Consider the following 16,469-nt stretch of genomic DNA (forward strand, 5'->3'; position numbering starts at 1 on the left):
ACCCTTCCGTTATCAGAGGCTGTGCCGTGCTCGTCGGCCCTTCCCGTTCAGGTTCACCACTGCTATTGGCGCTGATCATCAGCCCGCCAGTGGTGGCCGACGACTTGTTCGTGGACAACCAGCCCTTGCCCCAGGTACTGACCGCCACGCGCCTGAAACAATCGCCAGCGGCGGTGCCGGGCAGCATGACGGTGCTCGACAGCGAACTGATCAAGGCCAGCGGCGCCCGGGACATCAGCGAGTTGTTGCGCCTGGTGCCGGGCATGATGGTCGGCAATCTCAGCGGCAACCAGGCCACGGCAAACTACCACGGCACCAGCGCCAGCGAAGCGCGACGCATGCAGGTGCTGATCGACGGCCGCTCGGTGTACCGCGCCGGCCTCGCGACGGTGGACTGGAGCGATATTCCGGTGGCCATGGAAGACATCGATCGGATCGAAGTCTTCCGCGGCCCCAACACCGTCAGCTACGGCGCCAACGCCCTGATGGCGGTCGTCAACATCATCACCCGCGCCCCGGCCGACAGCCATGGCACACGCTTGAAAATAACCCGGGGCCAGCGCGGGATCGGCGACTGGTACGCGAGCCAGGGCAGCGGCTGGGAGAACGGCGATTGGCGACTTTCACTGTCGGGCCAGGAAGACGATGGTTTTGACAGTGACCGCAACGGCGCAAACTACCGCGACAGCCGACGCCTGGACCGCTTCAACCTGTCGGTCAGCCAGACCCTGGACGAACGCCAGAGCATCGATTGGCAGTTGAACGCCAAGGACGGGACCAATCAACGTCCCTATACCTATCGCCCGGTTTTCGCCGGGATTACCGAGGCCGGGGATAACTCTGACGTCATTGCCAAGGATTACGCCGGTTCGCTGCGCTGGAACCTGGACCTGAACCCCAATCACAGTCTTTATGTGCAAGGCTCGATCCAGCATTGGGATCGCCAGCAGACCTGGCGCGCCTGTGACGCCGAAGTATCCTTCAGTCCGCAACTGACAGACCTCTGGCAACTCAACCCGTATTACGCCGAGAAGCTGGCCCGCAACATTCCCAGCTTCCTTGGCACAGGCGCGCCTGCCGGCACGCCACAGGAACAGGCCTTGGCCAACCAGGTGCTCGACCAGTGGCGCAACGGCGCTTCGCAGACCCTGTGCGGCGACATCGACCAGAGCGCCCGGGAGTCGCGCTATGACTTGGAAATCCAAGACACTCTGAGCCTGTCCGACAGCCTGCGGCTGGTCACCGGGGCGAATTATCGCTACGACCGCGCCGATTCCGAAACCTACTTCAACGGCACGCTCGACGACACCACCTGGCGCTTGTTCGGCCAGCTCGAATGGCGGGCCAGCGAGCACTGGCTGTTGCAGGGCGGTGCAATGTTCGAAGACACGCGGCTGACCGGCAGCTCGCTGACCCCGCGCATGGCGGTCAACTACCTGATCACCCCGCGACACGGACTGCGGGCGGTGTACTCCGAGGCCGTGCGCTCGCCGGACATGTTCGAGAACAATGTCAATTGGAGCTACCAGGTGACCAACCTGCGGCCCGCCGCGTTCGGCCAGGACAGCGCCCGTTATTTCGTCCGCACCCGCGGCCCGGGCAACCTGGAACAGGAACACATGCGCTCCCGGGAGCTGGGCTACAACGGCTATTTCATGGACCTGGGCCTGGCGGTCGATGTGAAGCTGTTCCATGACGAAATCACCGGCATGATCAGCGAACCGCTACGCAACAATCAGTACATCGCCAGCAACAGCAACGAATCGCAATTTACTGGCGCCGAGACCCAATTGGACTGGCGCGTGACCCGCACCGATCGCCTGCGCCTGACCTACGCCTACGTTGACGCCCTGGCGAGCAACCCCCTCGATGAACAACTGACCGCCCGCAACAGCGGTTCGGCCGGCTGGCTCCGTGACTGGGGCCGAGGCTGGAACAGTGCGGTCTTCTATTACGCCGCTGATGCCCTCAATGGCTACCGCTACGAGCGAGTCGACACCCGCCTCGCCCGGCGCATCCCCTTGGGCAAGGCCAGCCTGGAGCTGGCGGGCATCCTGCAACAGCGTCTCGACGATCAGCCGACCACGTTCGTCGACAACCGCTACGACTCCCGTCATGTGCTGTATTTCAGCGCGGAGTTGTCCTTCTAGATGTTCCGCGGCCAACCGAGCAAGACGCCCTTTTGTGGCCGCCTGTGGTGGCTACTGTGCCTGGCGTTCGCCAGCCTGCTGGGCACCCTTGAGGCGCGGGCCGCCGAGATTCTGTTGACCGGCGCCCAGGACAGCCCCGGCGTGCAATCGTTTACCCAAGCCTTACAGGCCCGGCGTCCCCAGGACCGCGTGCGGTTTGCACGCCTGGACAGCCTGCCGGCACCGGACCGTTTGCCCGCCGACATGCGCTTGGTCCTGCTGGACCTGCCGGGCCTCGACTGGCGCCTGCAAACGCCCAACGGGCCGGCCACCCTGGTGCTGCGGATCAGCCGCCAACAAGCCCGCGAGCGCCTCGGCGAGGCGACGCCCGATCAACTGAGCCTGCTCTGGAGCGATCCGCCGATGGCCCGGCAATTGCGCCTGATTCGCAAGGTCCTGCCGCAAGTACGGCGGGTCGGCGTGCTGTTCGACAGGCACAGCGAGTTCCTGCTCAAGGACCTTCGCCAGGCCGCGACGCCCCTGGGCCTGGAAATCGTCAGCGAACGCTGGGACGACACCAACGACAGCCGCCCCTTGCAAAGGCTGTTGGGCCAGAGCGATGTCTTGCTGGGCCTCGATGACCCCGACCTTTACAACCCCAAGACCGTGAAGAACGTGCTGCTCAGCAGTTATGCCCGCCAACGGGCGCTGATCGGCCCAAGTGCCGCCTTCGTCAAGGCCGGCAGCCTGGCCAGCACCTACAGCGACCAGGAAGACTGGCTGGCGATTCTTGACGACCTGCTCGACCGCCCCACCGCCACTTGGCCACGCGCCTTGTATCCGGCCCGTTTCAAGATTCTGAGCAACCAGCAGGTCGCCCGCTCGCTGGGGATCGAACCGATTGACGCCGAATCCGTTGCTACGCAGTTGGCAGAAGGAGAACATCGCCCATGACCTTGCGTCGCCGTTGGGACATCAATACCCGCACCCAGCTCATTGCGCTTGGCCCGGCTTTGTTGCTGACCGTGCTGTTGATCAGCTTTTTCACCTTCGTGCGAATCCAGGACCTGCGCCAGGAACTCAACCACACCGGCCAACTGATCGCTAACCAACTGGCCCCGGCGGCGGAATACGGTGTGATCTCCGGCAACAACGAAGTACTGGAAAGCCTGCTCACGGCCACGCTCGCCACGCCACACGTGCGTTTCCTGGAAGTCCAGGATCGCTCGGAGCGGGTGCTTGTGTACGTCGAGCAACCGGCACAAACCGGCGGCCATTCCCGGCAGGTGGAGGTGTTCCAGGCCCCGGTTCGCCTGCAGCGCATTGCCCTGAACAATGATTTCCTGCAGAGCGCTGGCCCGTCCATCGAGATGCCCGGGGAGGATTATCTGGGCCGTGTCATCGTCGGCATGTCCAGTGACGCCTTCAGCCAGCGCCAACAGGAAATTCTGCTCAAGGCAGCGATCCTGGCCCTGTTCGCCCTGTTGTTCACCTTCCTGGTGGCGCGTCGCCTGGCGGCGAGCCTGTCGCAACCGATTCGCGACATCGGCAACGCGGTCAAGGCCATCCAGCAAGGCGACTACAGCACCCCACTGCCGATCGTCGACGATGGCGAACTGGGCGCGTTGTCGCGGCACATCAATAATCTGGCGGACGGCCTGGAACAAGCCAGCCGCGAACAGCACCAGGCCATGGCGCAACTGATCAAGACCCGGGAGGAAGCGGAAAAAGCCAACAGCGCCAAGTCGGAATTCCTGGCAATGATGAGCCATGAACTGCGTACGCCGATGAACGGTGTGCTGGGCATGCTGCAACTGCTGGAAACCACGCAGATGACCGATGAGCAGCAGGAGTACACCGCGCTGGCGTCGGAATCCACCGAGCACCTGTTGAAGGTGATCAACGACATCCTCGATTTCTCGCGCATCGAACGTTCGGCGCTGGAACTGGAACATATTCCCTTCAACTTGTCTGAACTGGTCGGCAGCTGTGCCCAATCGTTCCAGCACAGCGCCGCGCAACGCAAGCTCGGCCTGGACCTGCTGATCCCTGACGACATGAAGGTGCTGCGGGTGCAAGGCGACCCGACGCGTATCCGGCAGATCCTGGTGAACCTGATCGGCAACGCACTGAAGTTCACCGACCAGGGGCGCGTCACTGTGCAATGCCAATGGCAGGCCCTGGATCACGAGTTACTGTGGTTCACCTGCACGGTGCGCGACAGTGGCATCGGTATCCCAGCCGAGAGCCTGGAGCGGATGTTCGATGCTTTCCAACAGGCCGACAGTTCGATTTCCCGGCGCTACGGCGGCACGGGCCTGGGCCTGCCGATCGCCCGCACCCTGGCCGAACGCATGGGCGGCACGCTGCGTGCCCAGAGCCAGGAGGGCCAGGGTTCGGTGTTTACCTTGGAAATCCCGTTGGCCCTGTCGCGCCTGGCCCCCCCGATCCTGGTCCCGCGCCTGCCTGCTGGAAACGGCGATGGAGAAGGCCGCAACATCCTGCTGGTAGAAGACAACCCGGTGAACCAGACCGTGATCGAAGCGATGCTGCGCAGCCTGGGCTTCAAGGTCAGCGTTGCCACGGACGGCGCCCAGGCGGTACGCAGCGCCGAGAGTCTGATTTTCGAAGCGATCCTGATGGATTGCCGGCTGCCGGTGACCGATGGCTACGAAGCCACGCGCCAGATTCGCCAGTTGCCCGGCTGCGCCGAGGTGCCCATCATCGCGCTGACGGCCAACGCGTTGCAGGGCGACCGCGAAGCGTGCCTCGCGGCGGGCATGAACGATTACCTGGCAAAACCCTTCAAACGGATTGACCTGCAGCAGATTCTGCAGCGTTGGGTGGGATGAATGCGGTCTCTTGGACTATCTGTGACTGGCGTGAAAGGCGAAAGTGCGGCAGTCTTAGGCACCCGGACACGCCTCGATCGGGAAAGGAATAACCATTTCAGTGCACAGGTGTACATTCATTTTCCCGTGTGCTGTGACTTTCACTACAACGCAATAGTCTATGAGTAGGCTGCCGACTCGAGGCATGAACGCTTCGATCGGCCGGGAAGATTTGCCCCACCCTGCCGCATGGGACTATTGAGGAGCTCGCATGACCAAACAAAACGCCTTTACTCGGGAAGATCTGCTGCGCTGCAGTCGCGGTGAGCTGTTCGGCCCAGGTAACGCGCAACTGCCCGCCCCGAACATGCTGATGGTGGATCGCATTACCCATATCAGCGAAGAGGGTGGCAAGTACGGCAAAGGTGAATTGGTCGCCGAGCTGGATATCACTCCGGACCTGTGGTTCTTCGCCTGTCACTTCGAAGGCGACCCGGTGATGCCGGGCTGCCTGGGCCTGGATGCCATGTGGCAACTGGTCGGCTTCTTCCTCGGCTGGCAGGGCCTGCCGGGTCGTGGTCGCGCCTTGGGCTCGGGCGAAGTGAAGTTCTTCGGTCAGGTTCTGCCGACCGCCAAGAAGATCACCTATAACATTCATATCAAACGCGTCCTCAAGGGCAAGCTGAACATGGCCATTGCCGATGGTTCGGTGGCTGTCGACGGTCGCGAGATCTACACCGCCGAAGGCCTTCGGGTCGGCGTTTTCACCTCCACTGACAACTTCTAAGGGTTATCCGCATGCGCCGCGTCGTTATCACTGGTCTGGGCATCGTTTCGTGCCTGGGCAATGACAAAGAGACCGTCTCCGCTAACCTGCGTGCAAGTCGCCCTGGCATCCGGTACAACCCGGAATATGCCGAAATGGGTCTGCGTAGCCAGGTTTCCGGCTCCATTGACCTGAACCTCGAAGAGCTGATCGATCGCAAGATCTACCGCTTCGTCGGCCATGCGGCGGCTTACGCCTATCTGGCCATGAAGGACGCCATCGCTGACTCCGGCCTGACCGAAGAGCAGGTATCCAATCCGCGCACCGGCCTGGTCGCCGGCTCCGGCGGCGCCTCGACCTTGAACCAGATGGAAGCGCTGGACATCCTGCGCGAAAAAGGCGTCAAGCGTGTTGGCCCGTACCGCGTCACGCGGACCATGAGCAGCACCGTTTCCGCCTGCCTGGCCACGCCGTTCAAGATCAAGGGTCTGAACTACTCCATCGCTTCTGCCTGCGCCACCAGTGCCCACTGCATCGGTACCGCCATGGAACAGATCCAGATGGGCAAGCAGGACATCGTCTTTGCCGGTGGCGGCGAAGAAGAACATTGGAGCCAGTCCTTCCTGTTCGACGCGATGGGTGCCCTGTCCAGCAAGCGCAACGACACACCGGAAAAAGCTTCTCGTGCCTACGATGCCGACCGTGACGGTTTCGTCATCGCTGGCGGTGGCGGCATGGTCGTGGTCGAGGAGCTGGAACACGCCCTCGCCCGTGGCGCGAAGATCTACGCGGAAATCGTCGGCTACGGCGCCACTTCCGACGGCTATGACATGGTTGCGCCAAGCGGCGAAGGCGCCGTGCGTTGCATGCAAATGGCGATGTCCACCGTCGATGCACCGATCGACTACCTGAACACCCACGGCACCTCGACCCCGGTCGGCGACGTCGCGGAGATGAAAGGCGTGCGTGAAGTGTTCGGCGACAAAGCCCCGGCCATCAGCTCCACCAAGAGCCTGTCGGGTCACTCCCTGGGCGCCGCCGGCGTTCACGAAGCGATCTACTGCATGCTGATGATGGAAGGCAACTTCATGGCCGGGTCGGCCAACATCGACGAACTGGACCCGGAAGTGGCCGACCTGCCGATCCTGACCAAGACTCGCGAAAACGCCACCATCAACACCGTGATGAGCAACAGCTTCGGCTTCGGTGGCACTAACGCCACCTTGGTGATGAAGCGCTGGCAGGGCAAGTAATTCCCGCCGCTACGCCGCACACAAAAACGCCCCGACTGGTTCGGGGCGTTTTTTTGCCTGCTCAGTTCAAGTTCAGCGCACGACAAACCGCTGCTGCGTCAGCAGTCGATCACCCTGGAACACCATGAACCGCCATTCCCCCGGCACCACTTCATGGCTTTCGGTGAACTCATACGCCATCACGTCCTGAGGCGCGCCGGGCACCAGTTTCTGGATGACTTCGAACTTGTCATGCCGCACGCCATCGGGAGTACGAATGCCTGGCGTGAAGTACAGCAGCGTCAACGGTTGGTCATCCGCGACCTTGCCCGCCAACTGGTAGCGCATGCCAAATTTGGTGCCCAGCTTGGCGGGCACACTTTCGGTCTGGCGGATCTGTTCGTTGCTGCGACGCAGGACCCGCTCGCCCGATTGCAGCTCAGCTTGTGGCCCTTCGAACACACCGTACTCCACCGGGCCTTCGACACGGACTTCCGCCTGGGCCAGGCCACAGGTCATCAACAGCGCGAGCAGCGCGCTTGGACGGGTGAGATGCATATTGCGCTCCTTGATTGAGATGAGCGCGAGGGTATGACGCGGGGGTGACAGGCTGATGACAAAGCCAATGCACCCTGCCACCGATAACTCGGGCAAATGGCTAACCTGTGGCGAGGGAGCTTGCTCCCGCTCGACTGCGCAGCAGTCGCCAGACTTTAGGGCTACTGCGTAGCCCAGCGGGAGCAAGCTCCCTCGCCACAAGAGCGGGCTCAGCGGGTCACTGAGCGAGGCAACACCGCGAGGAAATTATCCCGCGCCACTTTCCTCGCCACGTCTTCCGGCAAGGCATCCAGGAACGGGTCAAAGCTACGCAACTCCTTACCCAGTTTGTTGAAGCGTCCTACCACATCAGATCCCAGCATGAAGCGCTCCGGAAAGCGTTCCACCAGCTTTACCCATTCAACCCTGGGCTTGCCCGCCTCGTCGAGCAAATACGGCGTGAGCATGCTCCAGGACAGGTCGATGAACAGGTTGGGGTAGGACTCGAGCATTCGCGTCAGCGTGGGCAGCAGGAAATCCAGCTGAGTCTGGTGCCGATGAATCTCCATGCTGGTGCCGGCATGGGCCCAAATGAACCGCGTGTGCGGATGATTACGCAACGGCTCTTCAATTTCCGCCAGGTAAAGCGGATTTCTCTCACGCTTGGAGGTGATATTGGAATGCAGCATCACCGGCAGGTCGTTCTCGGCGGCCAGGTGATAGATCCGGGTCATGGCCTCGTTGTTAGCGCGGGGAGTGTCGCCGGAGGTCAGCGCCGTCAAGTCGTCATGGCGAGTGAACACTTCGCCGATGCCTTGCCACAGCCCAGGGTACAGGTCGAGCATGCGCTGGATATGCGCAGCGGAATTCTTGTCGTTGGGATTGAAGCCTGACAGGAACGGATGGAAATACTGGCGTTGTTCGGCGGGTAGTTTGTCCACCGCCGCGGCGACTATCACGTCGGTGGCGCTGTACCAATAGGCGTCCGCATCGTCACCGGCGTAATAACGGGGACGCTTGGGCTCGTCCTCATGCCATTTCTTAGCCACCGGCACGCCGGAAATCATGACGTGCTCGATGCGATTGTCGGCCATGGCCTTGAGCAGCTTGGGCATGCCGGCGGTTTCCTGGAAGAAATCGACGTAATGCAGGTGCGCATCGCTGTAGGCATATTCGCGAGCGACGGCGCCGCTGCTGGAAACGGCCAGCAGCCATGCGAAGATCAGACGGGTCGAGGGCACGGGCACTCTCCAAAAGCCATGAGCAAGCATAGACCCCATCCGTCTCGCCTGGGTTCAAGCCGCCGCTGCCGCTCGTTATGAGCTCGGGTTATGCTTTGCGCACTCGTCGTTCAACCTGGAAGCCCTCATGACCGCTCCCCTGATCGTTCGTCCTCGTGCAGAAGATGTGGAAGGCCAGCCCATTCTGCGGCCGCTGCCGTCCGCCAAATGTCGCAGCGTCGGACCCTTCGTGTTTTTCGACCACATGCTGCAAACCTCCTACCCGGCCGATAAAGGCATGAATATCCGCCAGCATCCGCATATTGGCCTGTCCACCCTCACCTACCTGTTCGAGGGATCACTCCAACACAAGGACAGCCTGGGTTCCGATCAGGTGGTGCGTGCCGGGGACGTGAGCTGGATGACGGCGGGCAGCGGCATCGCCCATGTCGAGCGCACCCCTGATTCATTGCTGGGCAGCGCTTTCGTCATGCATGGCCTGCAAGTCTGGTTGGCTTCGCCCAAGTCCCATGAGCAAGGGCCAGGGCACTACAGCCATCATCCGGCCCAGACCCTGCCGGTCAGCAATAACCTGGGCGTCAGCATCCGCATGATTGCCGGGTCAGGCTTTTGCCTGGAGTCGCCGGTCCCGGTACTGTCGCCTACGCTGTATGCCGAACTGAACCTGCAAACCGCGACGACACTGCTGATCCCGACCGAGCATGAAGAACGCGCACTGTATGTCCTGAGCGGCGAGGCGCAGCTGGACGGTGAACCGCTGGAGCCTCATTCGCTGGTGATACTGCCCGCGGGGGAAGAGATGGCACTGTTTGCCGACAGCGATTGCCACGCCGTGCTGTTCGGCGGCGCTCCGCTGGATGGGCCACGGCGGATGAACTGGAATTTCGTTTCCAGCGACCCGGCCCGCATAGACGAAGCCCGCCAGCGCTGGGCGGCCGGGGACTGGCCGACGGTGCCGGGGGAAAGCGAGCGGATCGAATTGCCCTAGATTCACACCCATCCCGTGGTGAGGGAGCTTGCTCCCTTACCACAGTTATTGGATGCATTCAACCCTTGAACACTTCATCCAGCAAATTATGCATCGACCGGAACGCGCGTCCGGCGACCTTGGCGTTGTACATCATTTTGCCAGGCACATTGGCTTGTGGATCGGTGAAAGAGTGCACCGCGCCGCCATAACTGAGCAATTGCCAGTCCACACCAGCGGCGTTCATCTCATCTTCGAACGCCGGCAGTTGTTCCTTCGGCACCAGCGGGTCGGACGCGCCGTGCATCACCAACACCGCGCCGTTGATATTTTTCGCATCGGCCGGGTCCGGTGTATCCAGGGTGCCGTGAAAGGAAATGGTGGCCTTCAGCGGCGCACCGCTTCGCGCCAGTTCCAGGGCGCAGCAGCCACCGAAGCAAAAGCCGAACGTGGCCAGCCTGGAAGCATCGACCTGCGCGTCGTCCTGGCTTTGCAACTGCTCGAACGCCGCCTGCATGCGCTTGCGCAACAAGGCCCGGTCGCTCTTGAGGGGCATCATCGCCGCCCCAGCCTCATCGGCATTGCTCGGTCGCACCGTTTGCCCGTAGAGGTCGGCGATCAACACCACATAACCATTAGCCGCCACCGATCTGGCGATGTCTTCGGCACCCGCCCCGACACCCATCCAGTTCGGCGCCATCAGCAAACCCGGACGCCGGCCCTGCTGGTTGACGTCGAAGGCCAGACGACCTTCATAACTTTGACCATCGATCTGATAGACCAGCGAACGAACCGTAACCTCACTCATGACGGACTCCTTTTTGACTGAACACCAGAAATGACAAAACCCGCCGAAGCGGGTTTTGTCTCACTTGATCAAGCTGACAGCTCAACCAGCAGCTTGTTCAGGCGACGGACATATGCCGCCGGGTCCTTCAAGCTGTCGCCGGCCGCCAGGGCCGCCTGGTCGAACAGGATGTGCGACAAGTCGCCGAAACGCTCTTCGCTCTGCTCGTTATCGAGTTTCTCCACCAGCGGGTGAGCCGGGTTGAATTCGAAGATCGGCTTGGAGTCCGGGACTTTCTGGCCGCTGGCTTCGAGGATCTGGCGCATTTGCAGGCCCAGGTCCTGCTCACCGATGGCCAGGATCGCCGGGGAATCGGTCAGACGGTGCGAGACACGCACTTCGCTGACGGCGTCGCCCAAGGCGGTCTTGATCCGCTCCACCAGGCCCTCCTTGCTCTTGGCGACTTCTTCGGCGGCTTTCTTGTCTTCTTCCGAGTCCAGGTTACCGAGGTCCAGGTCACCACGGGCCACATCGACGAAGCTCTTGCCGTCGAACTCGTTGAGATAGCTCATCAGCCACTCGTCGATGCGGTCGGTCAACAGCAGCACTTCGATGCCTTTCTTGCGGAAGACTTCCAGGTGCGGGCTGTTCTTGACCTGTGCATAAGTTTCGCCGGTCAGGAAGTAGATCTTGTCCTGGCCTTCCTTGGCGCGAGCCAGGTAGTCGGCCAAGCCAACGATCTGCTCGCCATCGTCACCCTGGGTGGATGCAAAGCGCAGCAGGCCGGCGATTTTCTCTTTGTTGGCGAAGTCCTCGGCGGGGCCTTCTTTCATCACCTGGCCGAAGTTCTTCCAGAAGCTCTTGTACTGCTCGGGCTCGTTCTTGGCCAGTTTTTCCAGCATGTCCAGCACGCGCTTGGTCAGTGCCGACTTCATGGAGTCGATGATCGGGTCTTTCTGCAGGATTTCCCGCGAGACGTTCAGCGACAGGTCATTGGAGTCCACCACACCCTTGATGAACCGCAGGTACAACGGCAGGAACGACTCGGCCTGGTCCATGACGAACACACGCTGCACGTACAGTTTCAGGCCGCGTGGCGCTTCTCGTTGGTACAAGTCGAACGGCGCACGGGCCGGCACGTACAACAGCGAGTTGTATTCCAGCTTGCCTTCGACCTTGTTATGGCTCCAGCTCAGCGGGTTCTCGTAGTCGTGGGCGATATGCTTGTAGAACTCCTGGTATTCCTCGTCCGTAACCTCGGTGCGCGGACGGGTCCACAGGGCACTGGCGCGGTTGACGGTTTCCCATTCCACTTCCGGCTTTTCTTCACCTTCGGCAGCGGTGACTTCCTTCGGCAGCTCGATCGGCAGCGCGATGTGGTCGGAGTATTTCTTGATGATGTTGCGCAGGCGCCAGCCATCGGCAAACTCGTCTTCGCCGGACTTGAGGTGCAACACGATGCGAGTACCGCGATCTGCCTTGTCGACGGTGGCGACTTCAAATTCGCCCTCGCCCTTCGACGACCAATGCACGCCTTCGCTCGCCGCGAGGCCGGCACGGCGGCTGAACACTTCGACCTGATCGGCAACGATGAACGCGGAGTAGAAACCGACGCCGAACTGGCCGATCAGATGGGAATCTTTCTTCTGGTCGCCGGACAGGTTTTTCATGAAGTCGGCGGTGCCCGACTTGGCGATGGTGCCCAGGTGCGTGATCACCTCTTCGCGGCTCATGCCGATGCCATTGTCTTCGAGGGTGACGGTTTTCGCGTCCTTGTCGAAGCTCACACGGATCTTCAGCTCAGCGCCGCCTTCCAGCAGCTCTGGCTTGGACAGCGCTTCAAAACGTAACTTGTCGACAGCATCAGAGGCGTTCGAAATCAGCTCGCGAAGGAAAATTTCCTTATTCGAATACAGCGAGTGAATCATCAGGTGCAGCAGTTGCTTCACCTCGGTCTGGAAGCCCAGGGTTTCCTTTTGAGTTTCCACGCTCATGGTCATCAAACTCCAAGTGGATGGTGGTGTCCGCCTCGCAGAGATTGGCGGCGGGATGTCCTGAAGGTTGGGGCAGCGTTGATGATTTCAAGGGCCGGTCGGCTTGGAAGGTGCAGGGATCTTGAAATGGGCCCGGGCCGTTGCAATAGGCTCGGCCTCACTTTCCTGCCAGGCGGTGATCGCGACGTTGGCGACGCGCCGGCCCTGGCGCCAGACCTGGCATTTGGCATAGGTGTCGCGAAACTGCCCGGTGCGCAGGTAATCCAGGGAAAAATCAATGATCTTCGGCACGCCCGGCGCACGGGTGGCGATCAGCAGATGAACAGCAGCCGACAACTCCATGAACCCGGCGATCACACCGCCATGGATGGCTGGCAGCAAAGGGTTACCAATGTTGTCCTTGTTGGCCGGCAGGCAAAACAGCAGTTCGTCGCCCTGCTGCGTGCATTCAACGCCAATCAGTTGCGCATAGGGAATCGAAGCGAGCAGCAGCGCGTAGTCGCCCTGCTCGCAGGCGCGGCGCAATTGTTCCTCGGTGATGTCGGTCATGGCTGGTCCACGGCGGCCATCGAGCCGCCCTTCCCTATTCCCCGGGCATGCTCGCCCAGGCGCATGAACGTGCCCACCACATGGGCGATGGGTTGCTCAGGGTCGTCCTGGTAGGCGAAACCCCGGGTAAAGATCACGTCCTGGGTCACTCGATAGCATTGAGCGAAGCCGTAGACGTCCTTGTGGGGCTCGGCGGCGTGCATGTAGTCGATGCGCAAGTCGAGGGTAGGACAGACTTCGAATTGCGGGAGCACGCACAAGGTCGACATGCCGCACGCGGTGTCCATCAATGAAGTCAACGCGCCACCGTGGATGATGCCCGTCAGGGGGTTGCCGACAATTTGCGGGCTGAACGGCAGGATGAGCGTCAGCCCGTCACGACCGGCGCTGTGTAACTTCAAGCCCAGCACCTGGCAATGCCGCAGGGCCGATAAAAAGCGTGTCGCACGCTCAAAAATGGGATCTTCAGCCATGTCCATCAATGCCCTCGTTTGTGCAGAGGCCCGGCAACAGGCGGGTGCGCTAAAGTTCCGCAACCTTGCAAAGTTATATATCTGTCGCAAAAGAGGAACTTAACCTGAGGGGGGTTGCTCAAAAGGCCAGTAGTTATTTCCATAAGGAGAAACACCCCATGCGTAAGACTTTTGCTATTGCCTTGATGTTGGCCGCCTCCCTCGGTCTCGCTGCCTGCGATAAAAAATCCGAGGACAAAGCTCAAGATGCCAACCAACACGCTGAGCAAGCTCAGCAAGACATGAACAAAGCACAGGATAAAGTGAACGACGCGGCGAAAGAAAACGCCGAAGCCGCCAAAGCTCAGTCTGAATCGAACAGTGCTGCCCAGCAGGAACAAGCCCCTGCTACCGCGCCTAAAACCAACTGATACGGTTTTAGCAGCAAAAGAAAACCCGCCTGGAGCGGGTTTTCTTATGCCTGCAATTTGGGCAGCTCAACGCTGCGTCACGCGGTCTCCTTGCCGGCCTCGGACGTTGGCGCTTCGGTAGGCGTATAGACCATTACATCCAGTACATCTGAATGAAACTCGCGCTGATACAGCACAAACACCACGCCAGCGCTCATCAACATGAATAACCAGGGGCTGACGAACCACGCCAACATGGTCATGCCGAAATAATATGCGCGCAGGCCGAAGTTGAACTGGTTGGCCGCCATGGAGATGACCCGTGCCGCTCTTGACGCAAAGGCCTTGCGCTCTTGCTCGGACACATGCCGTTCACCGATCATCGGCGCCGAACCCACCAGGACCGCGGCAAAGTTGTACTGGCGCATGCACCAACTGAACGTGAAGAACGCATACACGAACACCAGGGCCAGGCATAGCAGCTTCACCTCCGCCATGCCTTGGGAAGCCTGTTGCACCAGTGGCAGGTCCGCGAGCAACGACACCGCACGGTCGGACGCGCCCAATACCGTGAGGATACCGGCGAGGATAATCAGCGTACTGGAGGCGAAGAACGACGCGTTGCGCTCAAGGTTACCGATCACGCTGGCATCGGCGATGCGGTTATCGCGCAGCAACATGCGACGCATCCAATCTTCTCGGTACAGGTGCATGACGCTGGCCAGGCACGCCGTATCTCGCGCTTTCCAGGAAGCGTAACGGGTGTAGCCAGCCCAGCAGATAATGAACCATATGGCGGCGAGAAGATGAATCAGGTTGGCTTGAATGAATGACATGCAATTCCCTGTATGACAATAACGAACGCCGGAACCGTGTTTGTGGACTCAGGACACCCCATTCGACGCTAGCTCAAGGAAAAAGACACTGCACCCATAAAAAAAATGCCCCGTATCGATTGATACGGGGCATTTCGTTTTCCCAATGGGCCTGCTGGAAGCGCTTAAGCCAGTGCTTGGCTGCGCTTGCCCAATAGCCGATCGCAGACCACCGCGACCACCAGAGTCATGACCGAAGGGATCAGCCAAGCCAGGCCCTGCTCGCTCAGAGGCAGGTGGGCCAATTGTCCCGGCATCCAGTCCGCCAACCCGGCGCCCTCGAGGGCATCGATCAAGCCAAACAGGAAAGAAACCAGCATGACCGGGCCGACGATGCGTCCTTGCTCATGCCAGAAATCCTTGCAGAAGCTCAGGGCCACCAGAACGATGCAGGGTGGATAGATCGCCGTCAGCACCGGAATCGAGAAGGCGATCAGCTTGGTCAGGCCGAGGTTGGAGACCAGCAACGAAAACGCGGCCAGGATGATTACCAGCGTCTTGTATGACAGCGGCAGGACGCGGCTGAAGTATTCGGCACAGGCGCAGGTCAGGCCGACCGCAGTCACCAGGCACGCCAGGGAGATCAGTACCGCGAGGAAACCGCTGCCCAGGCTGCCGAACGTGTGTTGCACGTAGGCATGCAGCACGGCCGCGCCATTGGTTGCGCCCGCCGCCACTTCGTGGCTGCCGGAGCCGAGGCGGAACAGGCTGACATAGACCAGCGCCAGGCCCACTCCGGCGATCAACCCGGCGATGATCGCGTAGCGGGTGATCAAGGCCGGCGACTCGACGCCCCGGGAACGGATCGCGTTGACGATGACGATGCCGAACACCAATGCACCCAGGGTATCCATGGTCAAGTAACCATTGATGAAGCCTTGGGAAAACGGCGCCGCCACATATTCAGGCGTTGCCACGCCAATATCGCCCGCAGGCAAGGCAAACGCGGCGATGCCCAGCACAGCCAGGGCGATGATCTTCAGTGGCGCCAGGAAGCGCCCGACGGTGTCCAGCAAGCGGCCCGGATAGAGCGAGATGAAGAACACCAGCAGGAAGTACACCGCACTATAAAGAAACAGCGCCAGCGGACTCTCGCCGGTGAGCGGCGCCAGGCCGACTTCGAACGATACGGTGGCGGTTCGCGGTGTGGCAAACAGCGGGCCGACGGCCAGGTAGCACACCGCCGCCAACAAACCACCGGCGATCTTGCCGATAGGGCTGCTCAAGGCATCCATCGCCCCGCCAACCTTGGCCAGCGCAACGACGGTGATCACCGGCAGCCCGACCGCGGTGATCAAAAAGCCCAGCGCCGCCATCCAGACATGGGGCCCGGATTGCAAACCGACGATAGGCGGGAAGATGATATTACCGGCCCCGACAAACAGGGCAAATGTCATGAAACCAAGCGCCAGGATGTCCTGGCCTTTCAACACTTTCATTAAGGAAACCACACTACTGAATCGGAATTTAGAGAGGGATTTCCCTGAAGGGTGAGGGAAATGCTGCCGATCCGTATGGGACCGACCCGTTTAGCGCGTCGCCGCCTTGTGGGCCGCGGGTCGCAAAATTGGCGGCAAGACTAACGAATTTATGCGCGGAACGCACTGTTACGGGGCGAACTATCCGATACACGACATTTCCGTGTCGCATTTACGTATCTATTTTTCCGTGTTGCACCTGTTCTCCAAGCAGTACATCC

General features: G+C 60.8%; 15 protein-coding genes. 7 read left to right on the plus strand and 8 right to left on the minus strand.

Translation table 11 applies throughout. The features are described 5' to 3' along the window. Positions 1 to 26: 26 nt before the first annotated feature. The 5 genes from HU806_RS11980 to fabB all read left to right on the plus strand — a co-directional run bounded on the left by HU806_RS11980 (position 27) and on the right by fabB (position 6,979). The gene (locus tag HU806_RS11980) at positions 27 to 2,150 is read left to right on the plus strand and encodes a TonB-dependent receptor domain-containing protein (RefSeq protein ID WP_186611572.1); all 2,124 of its coding nucleotides are present in this window, start codon (positions 27 to 29) and stop codon (positions 2,148 to 2,150) included. Further along, positions 2,151 to 3,083: an ABC transporter substrate-binding protein gene (locus HU806_RS11985; RefSeq protein ID WP_186611573.1), complete on the plus strand. Its 933-nt coding sequence runs from the start codon at positions 2,151 to 2,153 to the stop codon at positions 3,081 to 3,083. Further along, entirely contained in the window at positions 3,080 to 4,981 is a 1,902-nt protein-coding gene (locus tag HU806_RS11990) for an ATP-binding protein (protein ID WP_186611574.1), read from the plus strand. The genes HU806_RS11985 and HU806_RS11990 overlap by 4 nt, the downstream gene beginning before the upstream one ends. A gap of 250 nt (positions 4,982 to 5,231) precedes the next feature. After that, positions 5,232 to 5,747, plus strand: coding sequence for a 3-hydroxyacyl-[acyl-carrier-protein] dehydratase FabA (gene fabA / locus HU806_RS11995; RefSeq protein WP_003204400.1), 516 nt, complete (start codon positions 5,232 to 5,234; stop codon positions 5,745 to 5,747). Between the two features lie 11 nt (positions 5,748 to 5,758). After that, on the plus strand, positions 5,759 to 6,979 hold the full coding sequence (gene fabB, locus HU806_RS12000; protein ID WP_186611575.1) for a beta-ketoacyl-ACP synthase I: 1,221 nt from the start codon (positions 5,759 to 5,761) through the stop codon (positions 6,977 to 6,979). Positions 6,980 to 7,051: 72 nt separating this feature from the next. Here fabB and HU806_RS12005 read toward each other — a convergent pair whose 3' ends face one another. After that, positions 7,052 to 7,516, minus strand: a complete 465-nt coding sequence (locus HU806_RS12005; protein WP_186611576.1) for a DUF3859 domain-containing protein — start codon at positions 7,514 to 7,516, stop codon at positions 7,052 to 7,054. Positions 7,517 to 7,725: 209 nt separating this feature from the next. Then, on the minus strand, positions 7,726 to 8,742 hold the full coding sequence (locus tag HU806_RS12010; protein WP_186611577.1) for an amidohydrolase family protein: 1,017 nt from the start codon (positions 8,740 to 8,742) through the stop codon (positions 7,726 to 7,728). A gap of 121 nt (positions 8,743 to 8,863) precedes the next feature. Between HU806_RS12010 and HU806_RS12015 the strand changes: the two genes are divergently transcribed. Then, positions 8,864 to 9,724, plus strand: coding sequence for a pirin family protein (locus HU806_RS12015; RefSeq protein WP_186611578.1), 861 nt, complete (start codon positions 8,864 to 8,866; stop codon positions 9,722 to 9,724). A gap of 58 nt (positions 9,725 to 9,782) precedes the next feature. Here the strand turns inward: HU806_RS12015 and HU806_RS12020 are convergent, their stop codons facing one another. From HU806_RS12020 to HU806_RS12035, 4 genes are all read right to left on the minus strand, one after another. Further along, a complete protein-coding gene (locus HU806_RS12020; protein ID WP_186611579.1) occupies positions 9,783 to 10,511 on the minus strand; it encodes a dienelactone hydrolase family protein in 729 nt (242 codons plus the stop codon). A gap of 68 nt (positions 10,512 to 10,579) precedes the next feature. Continuing rightward, positions 10,580 to 12,484, minus strand: coding sequence for a molecular chaperone HtpG (gene htpG, locus HU806_RS12025; protein ID WP_186611580.1), 1,905 nt, complete (start codon positions 12,482 to 12,484; stop codon positions 10,580 to 10,582). A gap of 87 nt (positions 12,485 to 12,571) precedes the next feature. Further along, positions 12,572 to 13,033, minus strand: coding sequence for a PaaI family thioesterase (locus HU806_RS12030; protein ID WP_186611581.1), 462 nt, complete (start codon positions 13,031 to 13,033; stop codon positions 12,572 to 12,574). Next, positions 13,030 to 13,506 carry a PaaI family thioesterase gene (locus tag HU806_RS12035; protein WP_186611582.1) on the minus strand — a complete coding sequence of 159 codons (477 nt, stop codon included), beginning with the start codon at positions 13,504 to 13,506 and terminating at the stop codon, positions 13,030 to 13,032. The genes HU806_RS12030 and HU806_RS12035 overlap by 4 nt, the downstream gene beginning before the upstream one ends. A gap of 158 nt (positions 13,507 to 13,664) precedes the next feature. Between HU806_RS12035 and HU806_RS12040 the strand changes: the two genes are divergently transcribed. Beyond that, positions 13,665 to 13,916 (plus strand): hypothetical protein, encoded by a 252-nt coding sequence (locus tag HU806_RS12040; protein WP_030138335.1) that lies wholly within the window; start codon positions 13,665 to 13,667, stop codon positions 13,914 to 13,916. Between the two features lie 77 nt (positions 13,917 to 13,993). On the opposite strand, the gene HU806_RS12045 is transcribed toward HU806_RS12040, so the two are convergent. Beyond that, positions 13,994 to 14,731, minus strand: coding sequence for a DUF599 domain-containing protein (locus tag HU806_RS12045; protein ID WP_186611583.1), 738 nt, complete (start codon positions 14,729 to 14,731; stop codon positions 13,994 to 13,996). A 164-nt stretch (positions 14,732 to 14,895) separates the two neighbouring features. Next, positions 14,896 to 16,209, minus strand: coding sequence for a branched-chain amino acid transport system II carrier protein (gene brnQ, locus HU806_RS12050; protein ID WP_186611584.1), 1,314 nt, complete (start codon positions 16,207 to 16,209; stop codon positions 14,896 to 14,898). Between the last annotated feature and the right edge of the window lie 260 nt (positions 16,210 to 16,469).

Source organism: Pseudomonas sp. SWRI154 (assembly GCF_014268645.1).
Classification (GTDB): Bacteria; Pseudomonadota; Gammaproteobacteria; order Pseudomonadales; family Pseudomonadaceae; genus Aquipseudomonas; species Aquipseudomonas marvdashtae.